At 69.0% G+C, this 22299-nt stretch carries 21 protein-coding genes and 1 pseudogene; 11 read left to right on the top strand and 11 right to left on the bottom strand.

Translation table 11 applies throughout. The features are described 5' to 3' along the window. Window positions 1–39: 39 nt before the first annotated feature. The gene (locus ACGFN2_RS18095) at window positions 40–237 is read right to left on the bottom strand and encodes a DUF397 domain-containing protein (protein ID WP_362609725.1); all 198 of its coding nucleotides are present in this window, start codon (window positions 235–237) and stop codon (window positions 40–42) included. 1 nt (window position 238) lies between these two features. Beyond that, window positions 239–1096 carry a helix-turn-helix domain-containing protein gene (locus tag ACGFN2_RS18100; protein WP_393361367.1) on the bottom strand — a complete coding sequence of 286 codons (858 nt, stop codon included), beginning with the start codon at window positions 1094–1096 and terminating at the stop codon, window positions 239–241. A gap of 187 nt (window positions 1097–1283) precedes the next feature. On the opposite strand from ACGFN2_RS18100, the gene ACGFN2_RS18105 reads away from it, so the two are divergent. Continuing rightward, window positions 1284–1499 (top strand): hypothetical protein, encoded by a 216-nt coding sequence (locus ACGFN2_RS18105; protein WP_393361370.1) that lies wholly within the window; start codon window positions 1284–1286, stop codon window positions 1497–1499. A 131-nt stretch (window positions 1500–1630) separates the two neighbouring features. After that, a complete protein-coding gene (locus ACGFN2_RS18110) occupies window positions 1631–1840 on the top strand; it encodes a hypothetical protein (RefSeq protein WP_393361373.1) in 210 nt (69 codons plus the stop codon). Window positions 1841–1923: 83 nt separating this feature from the next. Here the strand turns inward: ACGFN2_RS18110 and ACGFN2_RS18115 are convergent, their stop codons facing one another. Beyond that, window positions 1924–2238 carry a hypothetical protein gene (locus tag ACGFN2_RS18115; RefSeq protein WP_362609715.1) on the bottom strand — a complete coding sequence of 105 codons (315 nt, stop codon included), beginning with the start codon at window positions 2236–2238 and terminating at the stop codon, window positions 1924–1926. A 241-nt stretch (window positions 2239–2479) separates the two neighbouring features. Between ACGFN2_RS18115 and ACGFN2_RS18120 the strand changes: the two genes are divergently transcribed. After that, complete coding sequence (locus ACGFN2_RS18120) at window positions 2480–2845, top strand: hypothetical protein (RefSeq protein WP_362609712.1); 366 nt, start codon at window positions 2480–2482, stop codon at window positions 2843–2845. Window positions 2846–2878: 33 nt separating this feature from the next. Here ACGFN2_RS18120 and ACGFN2_RS18125 read toward each other — a convergent pair whose 3' ends face one another. Continuing rightward, entirely contained in the window at window positions 2879–3643 is a 765-nt protein-coding gene (locus ACGFN2_RS18125) for an alpha/beta hydrolase fold domain-containing protein (protein WP_393361376.1), read from the bottom strand. Between the two features lie 30 nt (window positions 3644–3673). Beyond that, the gene (locus ACGFN2_RS18130; protein WP_393361379.1) at window positions 3674–4039 is read right to left on the bottom strand and encodes a hypothetical protein; all 366 of its coding nucleotides are present in this window, start codon (window positions 4037–4039) and stop codon (window positions 3674–3676) included. Between the two features lie 176 nt (window positions 4040–4215). Here ACGFN2_RS18130 and ACGFN2_RS18135 point away from each other — a divergent pair, with 176 nt between their 5' ends. After that, on the top strand, window positions 4216–6018 hold the full coding sequence (locus ACGFN2_RS18135; RefSeq protein WP_393361382.1) for an ABC-F family ATP-binding cassette domain-containing protein: 1803 nt from the start codon (window positions 4216–4218) through the stop codon (window positions 6016–6018). Between the two features lie 216 nt (window positions 6019–6234). Here ACGFN2_RS18135 and ACGFN2_RS18140 read toward each other — a convergent pair whose 3' ends face one another. After that, the gene (locus tag ACGFN2_RS18140) at window positions 6235–6717 is read right to left on the bottom strand and encodes a hypothetical protein (RefSeq protein WP_393361384.1); all 483 of its coding nucleotides are present in this window, start codon (window positions 6715–6717) and stop codon (window positions 6235–6237) included. Window positions 6718–7550: 833 nt separating this feature from the next. Here ACGFN2_RS18140 and ACGFN2_RS18145 point away from each other — a divergent pair. Both ACGFN2_RS18145 and ACGFN2_RS18150 read left to right on the top strand, forming a co-directional pair. After that, window positions 7551–7805 (top strand): annotated as a pseudogene (locus tag ACGFN2_RS18145) (hypothetical protein); the annotation flags it as partial. 20 nt (window positions 7806–7825) lie between these two features. Further along, window positions 7826–8131 carry a hypothetical protein gene (locus ACGFN2_RS18150; RefSeq protein ID WP_393361387.1) on the top strand — a complete coding sequence of 102 codons (306 nt, stop codon included), beginning with the start codon at window positions 7826–7828 and terminating at the stop codon, window positions 8129–8131. Between the two features lie 395 nt (window positions 8132–8526). On the opposite strand, the gene ACGFN2_RS18155 is transcribed toward ACGFN2_RS18150, so the two are convergent. The 3 genes from ACGFN2_RS18155 to ACGFN2_RS18165 are packed head-to-tail and all read right to left on the bottom strand — an operon-like array spanning window position 8527 to window position 14372. After that, a complete protein-coding gene (locus ACGFN2_RS18155; RefSeq protein ID WP_393361390.1) occupies window positions 8527–13335 on the bottom strand; it encodes a putative T7SS-secreted protein in 4809 nt (1602 codons plus the stop codon). Further along, on the bottom strand, window positions 13332–13955 hold the full coding sequence (locus tag ACGFN2_RS18160) for a hypothetical protein (RefSeq protein WP_393361393.1): 624 nt from the start codon (window positions 13953–13955) through the stop codon (window positions 13332–13334). Before ACGFN2_RS18160 ends, ACGFN2_RS18155 begins: the two co-directional genes overlap by 4 nt. Further along, window positions 13956–14372 (bottom strand): SseB family protein, encoded by a 417-nt coding sequence (locus tag ACGFN2_RS18165; RefSeq protein ID WP_393361396.1) that lies wholly within the window; start codon window positions 14370–14372, stop codon window positions 13956–13958. A gap of 477 nt (window positions 14373–14849) precedes the next feature. Here ACGFN2_RS18165 and ACGFN2_RS18170 point away from each other — a divergent pair, with 477 nt between their 5' ends. Further along, window positions 14850–15650 carry a LuxR C-terminal-related transcriptional regulator gene (locus ACGFN2_RS18170; protein WP_393361399.1) on the top strand — a complete coding sequence of 267 codons (801 nt, stop codon included), beginning with the start codon at window positions 14850–14852 and terminating at the stop codon, window positions 15648–15650. A 106-nt stretch (window positions 15651–15756) separates the two neighbouring features. Here the strand turns inward: ACGFN2_RS18170 and ACGFN2_RS18175 are convergent, their stop codons facing one another. Both ACGFN2_RS18175 and ACGFN2_RS18180 read right to left on the bottom strand, forming a co-directional pair. Continuing rightward, window positions 15757–16065 carry a hypothetical protein gene (locus tag ACGFN2_RS18175; protein WP_393361402.1) on the bottom strand — a complete coding sequence of 103 codons (309 nt, stop codon included), beginning with the start codon at window positions 16063–16065 and terminating at the stop codon, window positions 15757–15759. Window positions 16066–16094: 29 nt separating this feature from the next. Then, on the bottom strand, window positions 16095–17765 hold the full coding sequence (locus ACGFN2_RS18180) for a sodium:solute symporter family protein (RefSeq protein WP_393361404.1): 1671 nt from the start codon (window positions 17763–17765) through the stop codon (window positions 16095–16097). A gap of 223 nt (window positions 17766–17988) precedes the next feature. Here ACGFN2_RS18180 and galT point away from each other — a divergent pair, with 223 nt between their 5' ends. The 4 genes from galT to ACGFN2_RS18200 all read left to right on the top strand — a co-directional run bounded on the left by galT (window position 17989) and on the right by ACGFN2_RS18200 (window position 22267). Further along, window positions 17989–19050 (top strand): galactose-1-phosphate uridylyltransferase, encoded by a 1062-nt coding sequence (gene galT, locus ACGFN2_RS18185; RefSeq protein ID WP_393361407.1) that lies wholly within the window; start codon window positions 17989–17991, stop codon window positions 19048–19050. Next, window positions 19047–20021 carry a UDP-glucose 4-epimerase GalE gene (gene galE, locus ACGFN2_RS18190; protein WP_393361410.1) on the top strand — a complete coding sequence of 325 codons (975 nt, stop codon included), beginning with the start codon at window positions 19047–19049 and terminating at the stop codon, window positions 20019–20021. The genes galT and galE overlap by 4 nt, the downstream gene beginning before the upstream one ends. Beyond that, window positions 20021–21211, top strand: coding sequence for a galactokinase (gene galK / locus ACGFN2_RS18195; RefSeq protein ID WP_393361413.1), 1191 nt, complete (start codon window positions 20021–20023; stop codon window positions 21209–21211). Before galE ends, galK begins: the two co-directional genes overlap by 1 nt. Before the next feature lie 270 nt (window positions 21212–21481). Then, window positions 21482–22267, top strand: a complete 786-nt coding sequence (locus tag ACGFN2_RS18200) for a LuxR C-terminal-related transcriptional regulator (protein ID WP_393361416.1) — start codon at window positions 21482–21484, stop codon at window positions 22265–22267. Window positions 22268–22299: the final 32 nt, after the last annotated feature.

The following is a 22299-nucleotide window of genomic DNA, read 5'->3' on the forward strand; positions in this document are numbered from 1 at the left end:
GTCGATCCTTTTGGTGCCCACTTGGTTTCTCCTCTGAACTCAGATGCCCGGGAGATCGGTGTCCTTGACGGCGGTGACGAAGGACGACCAGGCGGCGGCCGGGAAGATGATCGCTGGGCCGTGCGGGTCCTTGGAGTCGCGGACGGGGACGACGCCGGGGAGGTCGTCGACGACCTCGACGCAGTCCCCGCCGTCGCCGTTGGTGTAGCTGCTCTTGCGCCAGACGGCGGTGCTCAAGTCAATCCGGTTGTTTGTCACTTCGGTAGTCCTCTGCGGCCGCCTCGATCATGGTCAGGGACGCCTCAGGAGCGAGTGCGGCGGCCCTGAGCCGATCGTATGCCTTGCGGTATTTCCTCACGAGGGCCGGATCGTCGATCGTGTCGCCGCTGTACTGCGATTCCAGGTAGGCAAGTGGCGGAGCATCAGCAAAGGTCATGATCTTGGCCAACCCCACCGTCATGAGGGGATGCGGTCCGCAATTCCGCGGAAGAACCTGTGGAACGATCCGGCGCTTCCTGGCCAGCTCCGCGATGCGGTCGAGCTGTTCAGCCATCTCGGCCCCCTGGATGACCGGGCAGCGCCATACGTACTCAGGCAGGATCACCCAGTACTCCGGTGCCTTGCCTTCACGCTCGAAGATGTGGGACCTCGCCGTGCGGGCGCTGACCTTCACCTCCACTTCCTTGTCGGGCGCCAGCGGGTGCGTCGCCCTTACCACCGCCCGCGCGTACGGCTCGGTCTGCAACAAGCCAGGGATGAGGGTGGGGCACCATTCCTCGATGGTCTCCGCGTACTTCTCCGCCTCCAGGACGCTTTCGAAGTACTCGGCGTGCCCCGTCCGCCTCGCCTTCCGCACGTCCTCGCAGCACCGCTGGAAGAAGCCATCCGTCTTGAGGACCTTGTCCACGTGCTCGGCCAGTTCCGGTGGCATCCGGCGTTCGCCGCGTTCGATTTCGCTGAGGTGGCTTTGGCCGTAGAAGCTGCCCTCGATCAACTGCTGGAGCGTGAGGCCGGCCAACTCCCGCTGGTAGCGCAGCTCCTTGCCGTAGAAGGTCGGAACTCCCGCCGACCCGTCGATGTCCTTGCGTCGTGACACGGTTCACCGCCGTACGTAGACCTGATTCACAGTCGTTGCGGACGAGCCCCGGCGGTTTCCGCATTTCCACCACGTCGCACCGTGCGTTCCCCGCACCGCAACCGGGAGCCCAACCCCCTTTCACGTTACGCCGCGTCACGTCACTCTGTAGGCGGTTCGTCGCTATGCGTACAGAAAGGCGGGGTCCATGCCCCTCGACCACTCCCTCACCGACGATGTGCACGACAGCGCCGAAGAGCTGCGCACGGCGTTGCGGGCCCACGGCATCACGCTGCCGTCGCTCGGCGTCGACCTGCCCGGCTTCGCGGGCTCCTACAGCGTCTCGCTCGTTGCGCTCGGTAACTGCAATGCGGCGACCGCCCGCCGGCTCGCCGAGGTGCTGCGCGAGGCGGCGACCCGTTGAACGGAGTGCACGGTCTCGTCCGAACCGCCTTCGGCAGACTGCTGTGTTGGTTACTCCCGGGCCGTGGCGGCCACCGGGCACCCCGCGGCACCGGCGCCCTCTCGCCCACGGCCTGGCCGCCGGAGCCTCCGGTGCGGCGACGCCTCGTACGCGTCCGGCGACTGCCGCCCGAACTGCTGCCGCTGTGCGGTGAGGACGGCCGTCCCGTCCGGCCGTACGTCCCCGTCCGCCCGTCGCAGCAGGCGCGGCCTCCCGCGGATCAGGCGGCCCGGCGCCGGGAGTTGGAGGAGGCCGTACGGCGGCTCAACACCTGGTCGTCCGGTGGCGGCGGCCGCCGCTGACCCGCCGCGATCCGTCGGGGGTGGTGCCCCCGACGGATATTCCGTGGCGACGTCTCACGGTGCGGAGCGGTCGGCGCGAGCCTTCACTTGCTCCTGGTCTCCACGTTCATGGCGCCCATCCGGCTCTTGCCGCAGCTCATGCCGAACTTCCAGTTGCCACGCCCCGTCCACGCGCCCTTACGGATCTTTCCGTCGGCGCACTCGGCCACGGCTCGTGCGTGGCCGAACGGGACACTGCACGACCCGCTCCAACTCGTCCGCGTGTACTTCAGCTTCCAGCACGTGACCTGCTGGAAGTGCTCGTAGCCCGCGGCGGCGGCCGGGGTGGCCGAGACGAGCCCCGCCGATGCCGTACTGAGAATGACTGCACCAAGTGACAGCGCGAGCTTGTTCTTCATCGTGTCCCCCTTGTTTCCCTGCGGGGCCCGTTGGTCTGCGAGCCCGATCATGCAGCCTATAGCGACGCCGTTACCCGTGGGTAATGCATTTCGGTGCGGCCTGCGTCGCCCGTAGTCGAGGGCGCACAGCAGTTCCTTTCCGCCGCCGTCCGCACCGTTGGCTCGCGCCTCATCCTCCGGGTACATCTGAGCTGGCGGCGGAGATCGCCGCGTTGAGCACGCCGTGACGAGAGGGGATGGCATGTCGCAGACCGAGGGTGCACGACTGTTCCGGGAGACCTGGATCGCGGGTGTGCATCAGCACTTCCCCGGGGAGCCCAAGGCCGGTTACGTCACTCCATGGGCCGACACCCCGCAGTGGGAGCGCGAGGCGGCCGGGTCGGTCTACGAGCAGGTGCGGCAGTTCGTCGAGTCCAGCGACGGGCACACGTCCCGGCTGTCCCGGGAGCAGAAGGGCCGCTTCGTCGCGACCTGCTGGACGGCCCAGATGTTCAAGCACTTCGACGACCCGAAGCCGGGCTACGTCGCGGACTGGCCCGGCCTCCCGGCCTGGCAGCAGGAGACCGATGCCGACATCTTCGAGGCCATCGAGAAGGCGCTGAGCTGACCGCGGAGGCGGGGCTCTGGGGGCCTGGCGGCCCTACGCCTCGCCCCCGCCGACCCCCGCCAGCACCCCCGCCACCAGCCGTCCCGCCCGTACCGCGTGTTCGGCGGTCGTCGGGACGCAGCGGTCCGAGGCGGGGTCGTACGCGGTCATGATGACGCCCGCGTGGTCGGTCTCCGGCTCCTGGAGGGTCAGCGCCCGGCCCGCGGTCCGTAGTGCCGCGGCGAGGTCGCGGGAGTGCTGGGCGTCGAGGACGGTGTCGCGGGTGCCGTGCAGCAGATGGACAGGTACACCCGGGTCGTGGCCCGCGGCGAGATCTTCCAGCGGGGCGGTCCCGGTGGTGCGGGCCGGCAGGTCGTAGCGGCCCGCCATGGCCACCACCGCCCGCGGGCGCCACTGCGCCGCGGACTCGGGCCGCAGGGCGACCCCGAGCGCGGCCCCGGCCCCCGCCGACCACCCGGCCAGTACGGACGACGCCTCGTCGCCGCCCAGACCGCCCGCCTCCTCGCGGACGAAGGCCAGCGACTCCAGCAGCTGGGCCCGGCCGCCGTCCGGGGCGTCCGAGCGCCAGTCCGGGACGAGCACCAGCGCCCCGAGGGCCGCCGTCGTGCGCGCCAGCGGCTCCAGGATGTCGCGCTCGTCGGGGCCGATGCCGTGCCACAGCAGCACGGTCGGCATCGCGCCGGACGCCCCCGACGCCTCTGCCGGACGGTAGACGTCCAGCTGCTTGCCGCTCGGCCCGTAGACCAGCCCGCGTACCGTCTCCACCTTGCTGCCCGCCGTGCCCATGTCCGGTGCCATGACGGCACGTTACAACGGCGAGCCAGCGCCTCAGCTGCCCGCGAGGCCCAGCGCCACCACCCAGGACACGACCAGCAGAACCGGCGCCGCCAGGAGGCAGCCCCAGCCCGCCGCGCTCCTGTTGGCCATGCCCACCACCGCCAGGAGGGCGGCCACGAAGGCGGCGCCGACCGGCAGGCCGCCGACGATCTGCTGGGTGCCCGCGGAGCAGATCGCGCGGGCGTCCCCCTCGGAGCAGCTGTCGCTCGCCATCACCAGCAGCGGCGCGAACAGCCCGGTCACCCCGGCGAACGCCAGCACCAGCAGACCGATGAGGACGCGCCCCACGGTGGAGCCCGTCACCGACGGTGCCGCGTCGTGCACAGGAAGGGCTTCCGGAGCCCGGTCGTTGATCATGCGGCCCACGCTAGGAGCGCCCGCCGGCCCTGCCATCGGTACGGATACTCATCTCCCGGGCACTCACCCCCAGCAGTTATCCACAGGTATTGATCTCCCGGCGGCCCTGCTCCGCACGACGACTAGGCTGGGAAGGTCGCCCGATGTGAACCGCAGGTGTGAAGCGCAGGAGTGAGATGGCCGTCAACCTCGTCAATCTGGAAGCCGTCGGCAAGGTGTACGGAACCCGTGCCCTGCTCGACGGTGTCTCGCTCGGCGTCAACGAGGGGGACCGGATCGGCGTCGTCGGACGCAACGGGGACGGCAAGACCACCCTGATCCGGATTCTCGCCAAGCTGGAGGGCGCGGACAACGGCCGGGTCACCCACAACGGCGGCCTGCGCCTCGGCGTCCTCACCCAGCACGACTCCCTCGACCCGGCCGCCACCATCCGGCACGAGGTCATCGGCGACCTCGCCGACCACGAGTGGGCCGGCAACGCCAAGATCCGTGACGTGCTCACCGGCCTCTTCGGCGACCTGCACATGCCGGGCTTCACCGACGGCCTGGACACCGTCATCGGTCCGCTCTCCGGTGGCGAGCGCCGCCGTATCGCGCTGGCCAAGCTGCTGATCGCCGAGCAGGACCTGATCGTCCTCGACGAGCCCACCAACCACCTCGACGTCGAGGGCATCTCCTGGCTGGCCGGGCACCTCCGCGCCCGCCGCTCCGCCCTTGTGGTCGTTACCCACGACCGGTGGTTCCTCGACCAGGTCTGTACGCGCATGTGGGACGTCCAGCGCGGTGACGTCCACGAGTACGAGGGCGGCTACAGCGACTACGTCTTCGCGCGGGCCGAGCGGGAGCGGATCGCCGCCACCGAAGAGGCCAAGCGGCAGAACCTGATGCGCAAGGAGCTGGCCTGGCTGCGGCGCGGCGCCCCGGCCCGTACGAGCAAGCCCCGCTTCCGCATCGAGGCGGCGAACGAGCTGATCGCCGACGTCCCGCCGCCCCGCGACAGCGCCGAGCTGATGAAGTTCGCCAGCTCCCGCCTGGGCAAGACCGTCTTCGAGCTGGAGGACGTCAGCGTCCAGGCCGGGCCGAAGGTGCTGCTCAAGCACCTGACCTGGCAGCTGGGGCCCGGCGACCGGATCGGCCTGGTGGGCGTCAACGGTGCCGGCAAGACCTCGCTGCTGCGCGCGCTGGGCGAGGCGGCCCGTACGCAGGGCGACGCGCAACCGGCCGCCGGCCGGATCACCGTCGGCAAGACCGTCAAACTGGCCTACCTCTCCCAGGAGGTCGGCGAACTCGACCCGGCGCTGCGGGTGCTGGAGGCCGTCCAGCGGGTGCGCGAGCGCGTCGACCTGGGCAAGGGCCGCGAGATGACCGCCGGCCAGCTCTGCGAGAAGTTCGGCTTCACCAAGGAGAAGCAGTGGACGCCGGTCGGCGACCTCTCCGGCGGTGAGCGCCGCCGCCTGCAGATCCTGCGCCTCCTCATGGACGAGCCCAACGTCCTCTTCCTCGACGAGCCCACCAACGACCTCGACATCGAGACCCTGACCCAGCTGGAGGACCTCCTCGACGGCTGGCCCGGCTCCCTCATCGTCATCAGCCACGACCGCTACTTCATCGAGCGCACCACCGACCGCGTCCACGCCCTCCTCGGCGACGCCACGCTCCGGATGCTGCCCCGCGGCCTGGACGAGTACCTGGAACGCCGCCAACAGGTCATCGACGCCGCCACCCCGGCCCCCGCGCAGCAGACCGCCGCGGCCCCCATGAAGGCCGCCGCCGTCAACCGCGCCGCCCAGAAGGAACTCCAGAAGATCGAGCGCCAGCTGGACAAGCTCGGCGACAAGGAGACCAAGCTCCACGCCCAGATCGCCGAAAACGCCACAGACTTCGAAAAGGTCGCCGGCCTCGACGCCCAACTCCGCGAACTGAGCACGGAGAAGGAGGAGCTGGAGATGCGGTGGCTGGAGTTGGCTGAGGAGGCGTAGGGGAGTCGAGAGCGTACGGGCGGGCGCTCGGAGACGGGCGCTCGATGACGGGCGGGACGCTACTGATTCCTGGAGCGACGCCAAGCACCATACGGTCACCGCGCACATCGTTATGGCGGCCGTACGGCGCTCAGCGCCGCTCCAGGAGTTGCTCCGCGCCCAGCGGCGAGGCGCGATTACAGCGGACTACAGCGAATCACGGCCAATCACGCGGAATCACAGCGGCTTCCTGACCTCACCGCGAATCTTGCCCGCCTTATCGGCGAATTCCTGAAGGTCGATGGAACGCGGATCCTTCGACAGCGCCGAGCCATCGGTTTCGACGACATTCCCGCTCGTACTGGAATCGGCCCAGACGCAGAACGGCACTGTCACCTTCTGCCCCATATCCGTCTTCACATCCACACCACACGTGAGCGGATCTCCACCCTCACTGGGCGTGAATTCCTCATCCATCACGACGGCTTCCGTCTTACCGTCGCGCGTCATGCCACGGATGGTGTGGTCAACGGCCTTCTCGGGATCATCAATGACCCCGTAGAGCCCCAGCATCACCAGCGACTTGGTCCCGGACGAGTACTGCCCGCCCACTGCCTTGACGCCGTGAGCGCCAGCCCCGTCTTGCGGCACCGCATCGCTGGCCTGCTGGGATATGTCCTTGGCGAGCTCGTACTCCCCGCCCGCCAGCGTCTGCGGCACCGTAATCCGGTACTTCGGCCCACTGGCCCCACCCGACGACCCCCCTCCACCCCGCATCCCCGCATTAGATGCCACCGTCCCCAACACCAGCACCCCGGCGATAGCCCCAAGAATCCCCCATGCTTTCCCGGTCTTCCGCTTGGGCGGTATGGGCGGGGGCATGCCTGGCCCGCCGTACCCGAACTGGGGCGCCTGCTGCGGCATTCCGTAGGGGCCAGGCTGCTGGCCGTACGGCACCGGTCCGGCGGGGTGGGGCTGCTGTCCGTAGGGCCCTGGCCCGCCGAGGCCGGGGTGAGCCTGCTGCCCGTAGGGCCCCGGCGCGCCAGGAGCGACCCCCGGCGGATACCCACCCGGCTGTCCGGGCTGTGGTATCTGCGGCGCCCCTTGCGGCGCACCGTAACCCGGCACCTGCCCGAAACCACTTGGCGGCTGTTGCGGAGTAGTCATCGACATCCTTCTTTTCCGAGGCGCGACCGAACGCCCGAGAAGAGCTTCTTGAACACGCTGATTTCATCCCGATGCCCCGCTCTCCAACAGCACATAGACGACGCCTTCCGACTGGCGGTCATCCTGAGCATTGCGTTGAGAAGGACGTCGACCCCGCTTTCCTCTGATTCGAGATGGTCCAGGCTGCCCACCCTATGCTCGGCTGGCGGGGCAGCTTTGAGCAGGTGACTGGCTGCATCACCGCCACGGCGAGACACCAGGCAGCAACGTCAACTGGCTCGCACACCTTGGACTCTGGCGTGAGCAACTGAGATCACACGCGGCCCTGTGGGGCGCCGCCAGCAGGTCATCGAGGTCGCCGCCCACGCCCCGCCTTGCAGACCGTGGCCCCAAAGAAGGCTGCCGCGGTCAACCGCGCCGCCCAGAAAGAACTCCAAAAGATCTAGCGCCAGTTGGACAAGCTCGGCACCAAGGAAACCACCCTTCACACCCAAATCACCGAAAACCCCACCGACTTCGAGAAGGTCGCCGGCCTTGACGCCCAACTGCGGGAGCTGAGCGTGGAGAAGGAGGAGTTGGAGCTGCGGTGGTTGGAGTTGGCTGAGGAGGCGCAGGAGAGGGCGCACCGCACGCCTCCGTGATGCCTGCTTCGCTGCGGCCGGTGTCCGGCACCTGGGGCTGGCAACCACTGGCTCCGACCAGGGTTGTCGAGCATCCCGTGGCTCGCGGGGTGAACCGCAGCGCCGAGCCGGATGAGGCTTGGGGCTGCCCCTCCCTCATCGCGAATACATTCTGCCTTGCCTCAATTGCCTGGAAGTCTATGGGCTGGGGATCGCTGGAGGGCCACAAGATCGAGCATGACCCACGATTTTTCCCGGTCGGTGTCCTGCTAACTGCCATCAGTGGCCTGTCGAACTTCAGCCTTGTCGATGTGTCAATGTATGGCTTAATCATCTTCGGGGTGTGAAACGATGGATTCCACTCCTGCCGCATCCAAGGCTGCTTTCAGCGTGGCAATCTCTACCTTGGTTCCCTCCCTCCCGTTTTCCCTCAACTTGTCGGCTGCCGCTTTGGCCTCCCCGATGGATCCGCCGTCGAAGCGTCGGATTGCTTTTAGTAGCGTCGCTCCCGCTCCGTCTCCGGAGAGTGAAATGCGAGAGGGTGCATTAGATGCAAGAATTGCTTCGCGTATATATAGGGGAAGGGGGGCGGGTCCTCCTGTGTGCTGAGCGCTACCACATGAACCGCAGGCGCATTCTAGGTCCCATCTGTGACGGTCGTAAATAAGCGCCTCAGTTGCCGTGCAAGTCAGCGCCGCGCCGCATTCCTCGCAGGTCGACTTCAGTGTTCCCGATTGGAAGATCATTCCCACCCTCTCATCCTCATGTAGCGGTGCACGGTTTCGTAGAATTGGCGCGAGGTGCCCGACCCGTCCCTCGGGTGATGTCTATCGAACATGCCTCTCTGCCACCATCGATGGTGAAGTTCCTCGTGGACCATCGTATCGCGCAGCTGGTGTCGAGAAACGAATGAGCTCGGACCTATGTGGATCCCCTGTTCGAATTTTGATATTCCGTGCCCAGCCCACGGGCTGTACTGAGGCTTATGGGTGAATTGCAAATGTTGGAAATCCTCCTTGAGGATTGCTTCGAGTGCTCTATTTCGGCTTCTCGCGGTACTTCCGGTGACATCGCTGAGAGTGCTGACGAATTGATTGCCTCCCCCTCCCTTTCCTTCTGACGGCATCGATGCGTCGCACGAGAATAGTCCTAGTGGGTCCGCTTGCGTCAGGGGGTTTCGAGTGTATGAATTTGGATTTGGTGAGGGGGTTAGCCCCAAGGGGTCCGGAGAGAGGTAGCGTCCCGTTAGTCCATCGTAGTGTCGATGGAAGTTATAATTAAGCTCCGTCTCGGGGTCAAAGTACTGGCCGAAATAACGCAGTGGTGTATGGGCGGTAGCACTGCTGTTCCAGGTGGTCGTTCCCCATAGGGTGGCCCGCGAGCGCCAGGAGATAGATCCTTTCTCGTCGTACATCCCAAACGGGGTTCCGACGAGATCGGTGGCTAGGTAGAAGAATCGTTGGTCGACAGTCGCGTGAGGGGTGTGTGACGGATGCAGAACCTGGGTTTTTCGCTCCGTTTGAGTGAGGGGCGTAAACCCCTCATATTCCCAAGTGAGGGTGACGGCCTCGTGAGCGCCGAGTGCGTGTGAGGTTTGTTCGGTTAGGGTTGAGCCATCCCAGGTGAATTCAAGTTGCTCTGCGGCTGCTCGAATTTCGGAGGTGAGGCGTTGTTTGACGATGCGGCGGCCGAACGGGTCATAGAGGTATCGCCAGGTGGTTCCGTCGGGTGTGATGACAGAGATGAGGCGGTCCTCGGCGTTCCAGGTGTAGCGCCAGGTTTCCGGTTTACGGGAGAGGCGGGTTTTCTGACGGATGGTGACGCGGCCGAGGGGGTCGTGTTCGTACCGGATGCGGCCGGCTTTGGTGATGTTGGTGCCGGTGTAGGCGCGGTCGCCTCGGGCTGAGGGGCTGGCGTGTCGGTCCGGCCAGGTGGCGTGGGTTTGGTTGCCGGCTTCGTCGTAGGCGTAGGTCTCGGTCCAGTCGGTGGCGTGGACGGCGGTGACGCGGCCGGCGCGGTCGAGGTCGAAGGTGCGGCGGCCGGTATGGGAGTCGTCGATCGCGGTGAGGTTGCCGTCGGGGCGGTAGGTGTAGCCGCGGTGGAGGACTCGTTGGGCTTCGGCGGCGGCAGGATTCTGCATCGGAGCCGCCCCGGCGGGGGGCTGGCGGTTGCCGGTGGCTGCTGCGGTGAGGGATTGGGACGTGAGGCGGCCGGTGGGGTCCCAGGTGTGGGCGAGTTGGAGATGGTCGCCGATGGTGCGGGTGAGTTCCTGGCCTGCGGCGTCGTGGTCGAAGGTGAGGACGTGGCCGGCGATGTCCATGGCGGTGCGGTTGCCGGCGGCGTCGTAGGTGTAGGTGGTGGTGTGGCCGGTGGGGGTGGTGCGGGAGGTGCGGCGGCCCAGGGCGTCGTAAGTGAACGTCATGGTGCGGCCGTTGACGGTTTCGGCGGTGACACGGCCGAGGATGTCGCGGGTGTAGGCGACGGTGGCGTCGGGGTTGGCCGCCTGCCGGAGGCTTCCGCCCGTGTCGTGCTCGTAGGTGGTCATCAGGCCCGCGGCGTTCTTCTCGACAATGCGGCCGAGGACGTCGCGGCTGTAGGTGGTGACCTCGCCGAGAGCGTTGGTGCGGGTGGTGAGTTGGCCCGCGGCGTCATGGATGTAGGCAAGGACCCGGTCGTCGAAGTCGGTCTCGGATATCAGGCGGCCGGCGCCGTCATAGGTGTAGTTCCAGGTCAGGCCCTGGGGGTTGGTGACCTGGGTGAGGCGGAGTTCGGTGTCGTGGGTGAACTCGTGGCGGACGCCGTCGGGGTCGGTGCGGGCTGTCAGCAGGTCGAAGTGGGTGTATTCGAAGTGGGTGGTCTGGCCGATGGCGTCGGTGTGGGTGAGGCGGTTGCCCTCGCCGTCGTAGGTCCACTCCTCCGTGGCGCCGGTCGCGTCGATGCGGGCCGCCAGCTTGCCTTCGACGGTCCACACCATGTGCGTCGTCTCGCCGAGCGGGTCCGTGACCGAGGTGGTGCGGCCGAAGGCGTCGCGGCGGTAGTGGGTCACCGCGCCGAGGGGGTCGGTGACCGAGATCGGCAGGCCCGCCTTGTTGCAGTAGAGGCGGGTGGTGTTGCCCAAGGCGTCGGTGACGGCGGCGACATGGCCACGCTCGTCATGGGTGTAGGTGGTGGTGGCGCCCGCGGGGTCCGTGGTGGAGGTTCGGTTGCCGGTGGCGTCGTAGGTGTGGGTCCAGGTGGCCCCGTCCGGACCGGTGGTGCTGAGGGGCAGGCCGTCGTTGTTGTAGGCGCTGGTGGAGGCGGAGCCGTCAGGGAGCACGACGCTCACCGGGCGGCCCTCGTCGTCGTAGTCGATACGGGTGGTGCGGCCCAGGGGGTCGGTTGTCGACAGGACGCGGTTTTTGGCGTCGCGGACGGTGCGGGTGGTGGCGCCGGTGGGGTCGGTGGTCGCGACGATCTGGTGGCGGTCGTTGACCTGGTAGGTCGTGAGCTGGCCCAGCGAGTTGTAGTGGAGGTTGGTGCGCAGACCGGTGACGGGGTCGGGGTCGCCCCAGGAGAAGTGGCCCCGGAGGTGGCCTTCGATGCCGCCCTGCGAGGTGCAGCGGTCCTGGTCGTCGTAGAGGTAGATGTAGCTGCTGTTGTTGGTGTCGGTCCAGGACGTGATCCGGCCGTGGTCGTCATAGCCGAAGCGCAGGGGCAGGCCGGAGGAGTTGGTGGTGCTGGTGAGGTTGCCCAGCTCGTCGTATCCGTAGGTGACCAGGAGTTGGTCGCTGCCGTCGGGGGCGGCGCCGGCGAGGTGGAGGGCGGTGATGCGGCCCTCGTCGGTCGTCAGCAGGAGGCGGTAGCCGGCGCTGTGGGTGATGGCGGTGGGGGTGCCGTCTTCGGTGTAGTCGAAGGTGTGGTGGTTGCCGCGCCGGTCGGATATCTCGTCGAGGACGGCGAGGTTCTCGGTGTAGGTGGTGAAGTAGCGGCGGACGCCGGTGACCGGGTCGGTGAGGAGGTAGTCGCCGTCCGGGGTGAGTTCGAGTGGGGAACCGTCGCCCTCGGCGGGCAGGGTGGGGACGCCGACGGCGGGGTGGGGGTAGAGCTGGAAGTTGCCCTCTTCGCCGATGAGGATGACGCCTTCCGCGTCGATCTCCAGGCGCTGGTCGACGGTGGACATCCAGGTCGGGCCGAACCAGCGGCCCTGGCGGTAGGACGACTCGAAGGTGCGGGTGAAGGAGAGGGGGAGGCTGCCGGGGAGGGAGATGTCGGTCTGCGGCAGGATCATGCGGCCCGTGGCCATGTCGATCGGGTCGCTGCCGAAGGTCTTGCACCAGGCGGTGCGCAGCCGGTCCATGACGGTGCGCTTTCCGCCCTCCCTGGCTGCCGTCCGCGCTGCGCCCTTGGCCGCGTTCTTCGCTCCCGCCTTCGCAGCGCCCTTGGCGAGGCCGCCCGCTCCCTTGCCGCCGACCAAGTTGACGACCATCGCCGCGCCCGCGTCGAACGGGTCGCTGCCCCAGCCGGAGCCGAGCATGCCCTTCGCGGTGTCGATGGGGTGGAGTGGGGCCTGGGCAAGGCCCATAAGGGTGGTGGAGGCGTGCGAGAGATACTGCCAGGGGTGGGTGATGTTGTAGGGGTCCAGGGGGTTGACCGTTCGGGCCAGCTTGAGGGTCCCGGCTGCTGCCTTGAGGGCACCACCGGCCATATGCACGTTCGACAGGACGAACGCTTCTCCGCCGTCTTTGAGCGCCGCGCCTGTCAACTGCGTCAACGCGGGCTTGTCGGGAGCGTGGGCCAGCGCGCCCTTGATGGCGTTACGGGCCCGCCCCGCCGCTTCGTTGCGCTGGGTTCGGGCGCTCTTGAGCATGTCCTGTGCCGTCTCGCGTCCCTCGGCACCGGGGTCCTTGAACGCGACCGGCTTCTGCGGCTGGGCGCCCGGGTCCTGGCCCCGGTCGACGGCGGCGTTGTACGAGTCGACCTGTGAGTTGAAGGTATCGACCTTGGTCTTGTAGGCCTCGATGGACTGCCGGGTGGCCTCCAGCGCCTTGCGGTACTTGTCGATCGCGTCGCCGGCCTTGCCCTGTGCCCAGGACACCGTCTCCGCGTAGGACTTCAGGGCCTTCGAGGCGTCGTCGCAGGCATCGGCGGCGTACATCCACTGCTTGGGATGCATATCGAACGCCTCACGGAACGCGTCCGCCGCTTTGCCGCTCCAGTGCTGGCCCGAGCCGATCTTGCGCATCCCGTCGGCGACCCGGTCGAAGGCCGCCGAGAAGTCCTTGAGGTGGGACGCCGTCTCGTTGATCTTCTCCACGTCGCCATGGACGAGTTCCTTGGGATCTTCGGTCTCGCCCAACTGGCGTTCGTCGACGTGGGCGCCCAGAGCACCGGCCGCGTCGGCACCGGCGGAGCGGACGGCGTGCCCGGCGTCCTCGAGACCGGCCGCCTCCAGGGCATCACCCGTCAGGTCGGCGCCATGCTCGATCAGCTCACCGGCACCTCGCTCGACGGCCCCCGTGAACTTGCTCGCGCCTTCGCCTACGGCGTTGAAGGCATCCCCGACCCAGCTCACTTGCTGTTACCCCCCTGGCCCTGCGCACCCTTCGGTTCGTGGAACTCTGTCGTGACCTCGCCGCGCTCCTCGAAGGGGTGCTTCGCCCGGTCAGGGATCGACTGGAAGTCCGAGGCGACTTGGTCAGCCGTCGCCAACATCTCGTCCTGCGCCTCCAACGACGCCTTCGATGTCGGATCGAAGTCCGCGTTCGCGACCTGGGAGAAGGGGTTGTCGCCGCCGATCTTGGCCCATGAGGTGTTGTGCAGCTGCTCCGCGGTCTTGGACGGGTCGCCCATCGCGGCGTTCACCGTCTGCTTCAGGGCGTCCGAGACGTACTGCTCCTGCTCGTAGTACATGCCGGCGGTAATTCCGAGCTTCTTGGAGAATTCGTTGGCGTCCTGCATCAACGTGCGCACGCCCCAGCCCCAGCGGTCACAGAAGGAGTCGAGCACGGTGGCCAGGCCGTCATCGCCGCATTCCATGCTGTCCAGGGACAAGCGGTCGAAGCCCCGACCCAGTTGGGCCTCCACATCAAAGCCCAGCTCTTTGAGTTCTGCTGTCGCGGCCTTGATTCCCTTGGTGAGCCGCTCAAAAGCCTCGGGCTCGAGCTGGTAACCGTTTCCACCGACCATGCCCATCTATTCTTCCCCCTTGCGCGCTACATCCGGAATGCCGCCCGTTGGTATATCCACCGCCGCTCTGTCCGGAACGATTCCGGACACCGGCGGGAAGAGCGCCCCCTGTTCGCTGCCTGCGTCCAGGGCCACCCCTGCAGGGCCCTCGCAGGCGGGAATCAGCACGTCAAGGACCCGGGCGCCGGACGCGGTCACATACCGCCACTCCGTGCCGGGGGCGCTGCCGCGCGAGAGGGCGAAGCGCGACAGGGCCTCTTCGTCGGTGAAGACGTACAGCCAGCGGATGCCGTCCAACTCCGCCGACATAAGCGTGTCGTTCACCGTTGGGATCAAGACATGCGTGCGGCGGAATTCCCCCACCAAAGCGGCTGGATCTGGCCGCCCTGCATGAACCGCCGCCACCTCGTCGGCCAATGACATAAGGGCCGGACCCCTCCCCCGATGCTGTGATCATCTATCGAACCCACTTTCGCATACGGCACTGACAACGCTGCTGGCGACACTCGCAGCGAAAACCGGCCGAGGGTTTCTTTTTGAATTCAACGAAGTTGGTGGAGTGCATAGTTCGGTTCGGCCCAGGGGAGGGGGTTCCTGCGCATGCCCGTCTTTGCGCGTCACCGGAACAGCGCCGGGGTGCGTGCCGTCACTCAACTCCCGGGTTGGGTTGAGCAGTCCCGTGATCTCGGAGGCGCGCCGGGGGTCGGCAGGCCGGGCCTGCGGCGGCGCCGACCCCCATCGAAAGACCCCAACCAGCCCCGATTGGCCGGGATTCCAGCATTCCGGGGGGCTTCTTCCCGGTAGGGGGCGCGGTATCGGGGTGGAGCGTGTAGCTTCCCGGGGACGAGCGGCCCGGTCGGGGGCCGCGCCGGGGCCCGCCGGAGCGGGGGAGGTTGCTCGATGGGCGTGCGGCTCATGGTGGTCGACGATCATCGTCTGCTCGCGGAGGCGCTCGCCTCGGCGCTGAAACTGCGGGGGCACCGGGTGCTGGCGGCCGCCGCGCCGAGTGCGGGGGCCGCGGAGCTGGTGGTGAGCCGGGCGCCCGAGGTGTGCCTGCTGGGCACCGCCGCGCCGGCCCGGCCGGGGGCCTTCGACCCCGTCGTACGGATCAAGAAGGAGCGGCCGCAGGTCGCGGTGGTGGTGCTGGGGCCGGTTCCCAGCCCGCGCGGGATCGCTGCCGCCTTTGCCGCGGGTGCCTCCGGGTACGTCCGTAACGACGAGCGGATCGAGGGTGTGGAGCGCGCCATGATGAAGGCGCGGGCGGGGGAGTCGGCGGTCTCGCCGCAGCTGTTGCAGCAGGCCTTCGAGGAGCTGCTGCACCCTGCTGCGCAGCCGGACGACGAGGGGGCGCGGCTGCTGGAGCTGCTCACCCCGCGTGAGGTCGAGGTGCTGGTGCGGGTGGCGGACGGTGAGGACACCCGGCTGATCGCGGCGGGGATGGACATCGCGCCCAGTACGGCGCGGACGCATGTGCAGCGGGTGCTGATGAAGCTGGAGGTCGGGTCCCGGCTGGAGGCCGCCGCGCTGGCGGCGCGTACGGGGCTGCTGGACCGGGCGGGCGGCCGGGGCGGGCGTGGCACGGCGGCGGGACCGCACGCAGCGGACGCACCGCCCATACCGCACGCAGCGGACGCCCCGCACGTACCGCACGCACCGGACGCAGCGGCGGGGCCGGCCGCACCGACCGCGCCGCCGAGGTAGCGTCCCCCAGCCCCGCGACGGGCCGCCACCCCAGCAACGGCCCTCAGCCCTCCGCGGAGCCACCCCAGCAACAGAGCCCTCCGCGGAGCCACCCCAGCAACGGCCCTCAGCCCTCCGCGGAGCCGCCCCCACTCCCGTCCGCCAGCTCCGCCGCCGTGGGCGGGACGGCAGGCCGCAGTTTCAGCCAGATCAGGAAGAACAGGCCGAGGGCGAGCATGCCCAGGCCCGTCCACAGGTTGATGTTGATGTCCTGGGCCTTCCTCAGGTCCGCGTCCGAGGCCGTCAGTCCGGCGATGGTGACGATCACGCCGTAGACGACGAACAGGCCGCCGATGATGCGCCGTACGTCGAAGAGCCGCGCGGCGGTCGCCGACTCGCGCTCCAGCTCCTCGACCTCGTGCTGGTGGTCACTCATGGTGTGTCAACTCCGCTGGTTCAGGCAGGTCAGAGGGAGAACGGGAGGTAGCAGACGGCGGCCAGGACGAGCGCGCCCCAGCCCAGCAGCGCCGGCTTGCGGTACCAGGCGTCGTCGCCCTCGGCCGGCAGCTCCGCCATGCCGGGCGACCGCGTGCCGTAGACCAGGCCGGCCAGCGACTCGGCGGACTTGGGCTCGGTGAAGAGGGTCACCACGACCATCACCAGCGCGCCGACGACGAAGGCGACGATCGAGGAGACGAAGTTGGCGCCCTGGTCGGAGGGGATCGCGATGATGCCCTGCTTGTAGAGCCAGAAGTAGTTGACCATCGCGGCCGCGGTGCCGGAGAGCAGTCCCCAGAAGCCGGCCGCGGCGCTGGTCCGCTTCCAGAACATGCCGATGATGAAGACCACGAACAGCGGCACGTTGAAGAAGGAGAAGAGCGTTTGGAGGTAGTTCATGATGTTGCTGAAGGATGAGGCGATGAAGGCGGTGCCCATGCCGATCAGCACGCCGACCGCGGTGACGACCCGGCCCGTCTTCAGGTAGTGCGCGTCCTCGCGGCCCTTCTTCAGGTAGGCCGCCCATATGTCGTTGGTGAAGACCGTGTTGAACGACGACACGTTGGCGGCCATGCCGGCCATGAAGGCGGCGAGCAGACCGGTGACGGCGATGCCGAGGACACCGTTGGGCAGCAGGTCGCGCATCAGGACCGGTATCGCGTCGTTGTACTGCAGGCCGTCCTTGGACTTGCCCAGGGTCGGCTCCATGACCAGCGCGATCAGGCCGGGGATGACCACCACCAGCGGGATGAAGATCTTGGGGAAGGCGGCGATCAGCGGGGTGCGCTTGGCGGCGGAGAGGTTCTTCGCGGACAGCGCGCGCTGCACCTCGGCGAAGTTGGTGGTCCAGTAGCCGAAGCTCATCACGAAGCCGAGCCCGAGCACGATGGTCAGCCAGTTCGCGCCGAGCGGGTTGGCCTCACCGATGCCGGTGCCCTGCCAGGCGGTCAGGAACGCGTCACCGTGCGAGGCGTCGAGCGAATCGGTCAGGCCGTCCCAGCCCCCGACGCGCTTGAGGCCGACGATGGTCAGCGGGATCAGCGCGGCCAGGATGACGAAGAACTGCAGCACCTCGTTGTAGATCGCCGAGGACAGCCCGCCGATGGTGATGTACGCGAGGACGAAGAAGCCGGCGACGACGATCGCGACCCACTGCGGCCAGCCGAGCAGCGCCTGCAGCACGATCGCCATGGCGTAGAGGTTCACGCCCGCGATCAGTACGGACGAGACGGCGAAGATGACCGAGCTGAGCAGGTGCGAGGACGGGCCGAAGCGGTGCAGCAGGAACTCGGGCACCGAGCGGACCTTGGAGCCGTAGTAGAACGGCATCATCACCAGGCCGAGGAATACCATCGCCGGGATGGCGCCGATCCAGTACCAGTGGACGGTGTAGGCCCCGTACTGCGCGCCGTTGGCGGCCATACCGAGGATCTCGGTGGCACCGAGGTTGGCGGCGACGAAGGCGAGTCCGGTGACCCAGGCGGGCAGCGACCGCCCGGAGAGGAAGAAGTCCAGGCTCGTCTTCACGCTGCGTCTGGCAGCGAATCCGATGCCGAGGACGACGACGAAGTAGAGGGCCAGGATCGTGTAGTCCAGCCCGTTGGTGGGGAGCCGTAGCCCCTCGGCCAAGGTGGTCATAGGTGGGCACCCGCTTCTTTGCGCGATCGGAACGCACAGAAAGCTACGCGCGGCCCCTCAGAAACTGAATACTTTTGTTTGGTTGAGTTGTTGATCTGTGATCGGGCTTGTCTATATGTCCCGAATGTCTCCGCGCTTTCCCGCGCTGCGCCCCGCATTGACGCCGCTGTTTAGTTGTGCTTCATTGTGTTTGTTTGTGTTTGGTCGGCGCGTGAGGAGCTCCGTGAAGAAGACGACGACCCGGCTGGCGGACGGCCGGGAGCTCATCTACTACGACCTGCGCGACGACGTGGTCCGTGACGAGCGCGACCCCCGCCCCCTCGCCCCCGTCGCCACCACCTCCGAGATCCGCCACGACCGGCTCCTCGGCGACTCGGTCGCCATCGCCTCCCACCGCCAGGCCCGCACCTACCACCCCCCGGCCGACGAGTGCCCGCTGTGCCCCTCCCGCCACGGCCGGCGGTCCGAGATCCCCGCCCCCGACTACGACGTCGCCGTCTTCGAGAACCGCTTCCCGTCCCTCGCCGGCGACCACGGCCGCTGTGAGGTCGTCTGCTTCACCCCCGACCACGACGCCTCCTTCGCCGACCTCACCGAGGAGCAGGCCGGCCTGGTCCTGGACGCCTGGACCGACCGCACCGCGGAACTCTCCCAACTCCCGGGCGTGGAACAGGTCTTCTGCTTCGAGAACCGCGGCGAGGAGATCGGCGTCACCCTCGGCCACCCGCACGGCCAGATCTACGCGTACCCCTTCGTCACCCCGCGCACGGAGCGCATGCTCGGCTCGCTCGCCACGCACCGTGAGGCCACCGGCCGCAACCTCTTCGACGACACGGTCGCCGACGAGCTGGCCGACGGCCGCCGGATCGTCCTGGCGGGCGAGCACTGGGTGGCCTTCGTCCCGTACGCCGCCCACTGGCCCTACGAGGTGCACCTCTACCCCAGGCGCCGGGTCCCCGACCTGCTCGCCCTCGACGACGCCGCGCGCACAGAGTTCCCACAGATCTACCTGGAAGTCTTGCGGCGCTTCGACCGGATCTTCGACGAAGGGGACGGCCAGGGGGAGCGCACCCCCCGCACGCCGTACATCGCCGCCTGGCACCAGGCGCCGCTGCGGGCCGGGCGCCGCGAGGACTTCGCGCTCCACCTTGAGCTTTTCACCATCCGCCGTACTTCCGGCAAGCTGAAGTTTCTCGCGGGTTCCGAATCCGGCATGAACGTGTTCATCAATGACGTGCCGCCGGAGGCCGCGGCCGAGCGACTGCGAGAGGTAGCGAGCGAGTGAGCAAGAAGTACCTGGTCACCGGTGGTGCGGGATACGTCGGCAGCGTCGTCGCGGCACATCTGCTGCAGGCCGGACACGAGGTGACCGTGCTGGACGACCTGTCCACAGGCCACCGCGAGGGCATCCCCGCCGGGGCCCGCTTCATCGAGGGCCGCATCCAGGACGCCGCGAAGTGGATCGACCCCTCCTACGACGCGGTCCTGCACTTCGCCGCGTTCTCGCAGGTCGGCGAGTCCGTCGCGAACCCCGAGAAGTACTGGCGCAACAACGTCGGCGGCACCATGGACCTGCTCGCCGCGATGCGCGACGCCGGGGTCCGCACCCTCGTCTTCTCCTCCACCGCCGCCACCTACGGCGAGCCGAAGGCGACCCCGATCACCGAGTCCGCCGAGACCGCGCCCACCAGCCCGTACGGCGCCAGCAAGCTCGCCGTCGACCACATGATCAGCGGCGAGGCCGCCGCCCACGGGCTGGCCGCCGTCTCGCTGCGCTACTTCAACGTCGCCGGCGCCTACGGCAGCTGCGGCGAGCGCCACGACCCCGAGTCGCACCTGATCCCGCTCGTCCTCCAGGTCGCCCAGGGCAAGCGCGAGGCGATCTCCGTCTACGGCGAGGACTACCCCACCCCCGACGGCACCTGCGTCCGCGACTACATCCACGTCGCCGACCTCGCCGAGGCCCACCTCCTCGCCCTCGACGCGGCCACCGCCGGTGAGCACCTGATCTGCAACCTCGGCAACGGCAACGGCTTCTCCGTCCGCGAGGTCATCGAGACCGTCCGCGAGGTCACCGGCCACCCCATCCCGGAGGTCGTCGCCCCGCGCCGCGGCGGCGACCCCGCCGTGCTGGTGGCCTCCGCCCAGACCGCCGTCGACCGCCTCGGCTGGCGGCCCGCCCGCGCCGACCTCGCCGGCATCGTCGCCGACGCCTGGCAGTTCGCGCAGAACCTCGACCGGACCAAGGAGTCCTGATGACCGCACACGGAGCCGCCGCTCCGGCCACCGGGCGCCGCGCCCGGCACACCGCCGAGCAGTTCGCAGCGGTGTACGGCGCCGCCCCCACGGGCACGTGGGCGGCGCCCGGCCGGGTCAACCTGATCGGTGAACACACCGATTACAACGACGGTTTCGTGATGCCCCTGGCCCTCCCGCACACCACCCTCGCCGCCGCCTCACCCCGCACCGACGGCGTGCTACGGCTGCACTCCGGCGGCGCCGACGGCGGCGTCGTCGAACTCCGCCTCGACGCGCTGAGCCCAGCTCCCCAGGGCGGCTGGGCCGCCTATCCGGCCGGGGTCGTCTGGGCGATGCGGGAGGCCGGACTGCCCGTGGGCGGCGCCGATCTGCACTACGAGAGCACCGTGCCCACCGGCGCCGGACTCTCCTCCTCCGCCGCCCTGGAGGTCGTCACCGCGTTCGCCCTCAACGACCTGTACGCGCTCGGCCAGGAGCCGCAGCGGCTGGCGCAGCTCGCCCAGCGGGCCGAGAACGCCTTCGTCGGGGTGCCCTGCGGGATCATGGACCAGACCGCGGCGGCCTGCTGCATCGACGGCCACGCCCTGTTCCTGGACACCCGCGACCTCACCCGGCGCCAGGTCCCGTTCGACCTCGCGGGGGAGGGGCTGCGGCTGCTCGTCGTCGACACCCGGGTCAAGCACGAGCTGGGGGACGGCGCGTACGCCGAGCGGCGCGCGGGCTGTGAACGCGGCGCGCGGGCGCTCGGGGTGCGGGCCCTGCGCGACGTGTCCCCCGCGCATCTCCCGGAGGCGCTGGACCGGCTGGCCGGCGACCCCGGGGTCCAGGCCCTCGTCCGGCACATCGTCACCGAGAACCACCGCGTCGAAGAGGTCGTCGCCCACCTCGACGCGGGCCGCACCCGCGCCATCGGCCCGCTCCTGACCGCCGGCCACGCCTCGCTCCGCGACGACTTCAGGATCTCCTGCCCGGAGCTCGACCTCGCCGTCGACACCGCCGACGCGGCGGGCGCCCTCGGGGCCCGGATGACCGGCGGCGGCTTCGGCGGCTCGGCGATCGTGCTCGTCGAGGAGGCGGCCGCCCCGGCCGTCGGCGCGGCCGTCACCGAGGCGTTCGCGGCGGCCGGCCATGCCGCCCCGCGGATCTTCGAGGCCGTCGCGAGCGCGGGGGCGCACCGCGTCGCATAGGGCGCGCCGGACGGCGTGAAGCCACCGGACCGGTGCCGGACGGCCCCGCCGGGGAAGCAGTTTCGTCAATCACCTTCCCTCGCCGCACCCCGTCCGTACGCTGGGAACCCGCACCGGTGGGGGCCGGTGCCGATCAGGGGGCGAGACCGTTCGGGTACGGCGCCCGGGGTGGGGTGGCCATGTCGGCACGGCGGCGGCCGTGCGGCTGAGGCGATCTTCAGTCCGGGCGTCGTGCCCGCTATGGTCCGTTCACCGAGACAGGGGGTCTCTGTGCAACGCATCCGGGTTCTGGTGGTCGACGACCACCGCATCTTCGCCGAATCCCTGGCGGCCGCGCTCGCCGCGGAACAGGACGTGGACGTCGCGGCCGCGGGCAGCGCCCCCGCTGCCCTGCGCACTCTCGACCGGGCGGCCACCGACGGCCGCCGCTTCGACGTGCTGCTCGCCGACGCCGACCTCGCTGCGCCGCTGCTCGCGGTCCCCGCGCAGGGGGCGGCCCGCGACGCCGTCCCGCGGGAGTCCGTGCCGCGCGCCGTGCCGCGGGACGGCATCGCGCTGGTCGCCGGGCTGCGCACCAGCCATCCGTATCTGCGCACGGTCGTCCTCGCCGACCGCGACGACCCGCGCCGGGCGGCCGCCGCCCTGCAGGCCGGAGCCTCCGGCTGGGTCGCCAAGGACTGCTCGCTGTCCCGGCTGCTCGCCGTCATCCGCGGGGTGCTCCGCGACGAGACGCATCTGCCGCCCGCCCTGCTGACCGGCGTCCTGCGGGAGCTGACGGCCGCCCGCAAGCACCGCTCGGAGAGCGAGCGGCTGGTGGAGTCGCTGACTCCGCGCGAGCGGGAGGTGCTGCGCTGCATGGTGGCGGGCCTGGGCCGCAAGGCGGTCGCCGAGCGGCTGTTCCTCTCCCCGCACACGGTCCGTACCCATATGCAGAACGTCCTCGGCAAGCTCGGAGTGCACTCCACCCTCGCGGCGGTGGCGCTGGCCCGCCGGGCCGGGGTCGGCCCGGTCGAGCTGGAGACGGCGGCCGCGGCGGCGTCGGTACCGGTGCCCTGAGGGGCCCGCCCGGCCGGTGGGCCGGGTCCGCA

The sequence above is a fragment of the Streptomyces sp. NPDC048612 genome, assembly GCF_043199295.1.
Lineage (GTDB): Bacteria > Actinomycetota > Actinomycetes > Streptomycetales > Streptomycetaceae > Streptomyces.

Coding starts and splice junctions, on each gene's coding strand:
- ACGFN2_RS18175 (WP_393361402.1), bottom strand. CDS start 16,065: ATGAGTGACCACCAGCACGAGGTCGAGGAGCTGGAGCGCGAGTCGGCG.
- galK (WP_393361413.1), top strand. CDS start 20,021: ATGACCGCACACGGAGCCGCCGCTCCGGCCACCGGGCGCCGCGCCCGG.
- ACGFN2_RS18105 (WP_393361370.1), top strand. CDS start 1,284: ATGCCCCTCGACCACTCCCTCACCGACGATGTGCACGACAGCGCCGAA.
- ACGFN2_RS18130 (WP_393361379.1), bottom strand. CDS start 4,039: ATGATCAACGACCGGGCTCCGGAAGCCCTTCCTGTGCACGACGCGGCA.
- ACGFN2_RS18180 (WP_393361404.1), bottom strand. CDS start 17,765: ATGACCACCTTGGCCGAGGGGCTACGGCTCCCCACCAACGGGCTGGAC.
- ACGFN2_RS18125 (WP_393361376.1), bottom strand. CDS start 3,643: ATGGCACCGGACATGGGCACGGCGGGCAGCAAGGTGGAGACGGTACGC.
- ACGFN2_RS18160 (WP_393361393.1), bottom strand. CDS start 13,955: ATGGGCATGGTCGGTGGAAACGGTTACCAGCTCGAGCCCGAGGCTTTT.
- ACGFN2_RS18165 (WP_393361396.1), bottom strand. CDS start 14,372: ATGTCATTGGCCGACGAGGTGGCGGCGGTTCATGCAGGGCGGCCAGAT.
- ACGFN2_RS18120 (WP_362609712.1), top strand. CDS start 2,480: ATGTCGCAGACCGAGGGTGCACGACTGTTCCGGGAGACCTGGATCGCG.
- ACGFN2_RS18135 (WP_393361382.1), top strand. CDS start 4,216: ATGGCCGTCAACCTCGTCAATCTGGAAGCCGTCGGCAAGGTGTACGGA.
- ACGFN2_RS18115 (WP_362609715.1), bottom strand. CDS start 2,238: ATGAAGAACAAGCTCGCGCTGTCACTTGGTGCAGTCATTCTCAGTACG.
- ACGFN2_RS18170 (WP_393361399.1), top strand. CDS start 14,850: ATGGGCGTGCGGCTCATGGTGGTCGACGATCATCGTCTGCTCGCGGAG.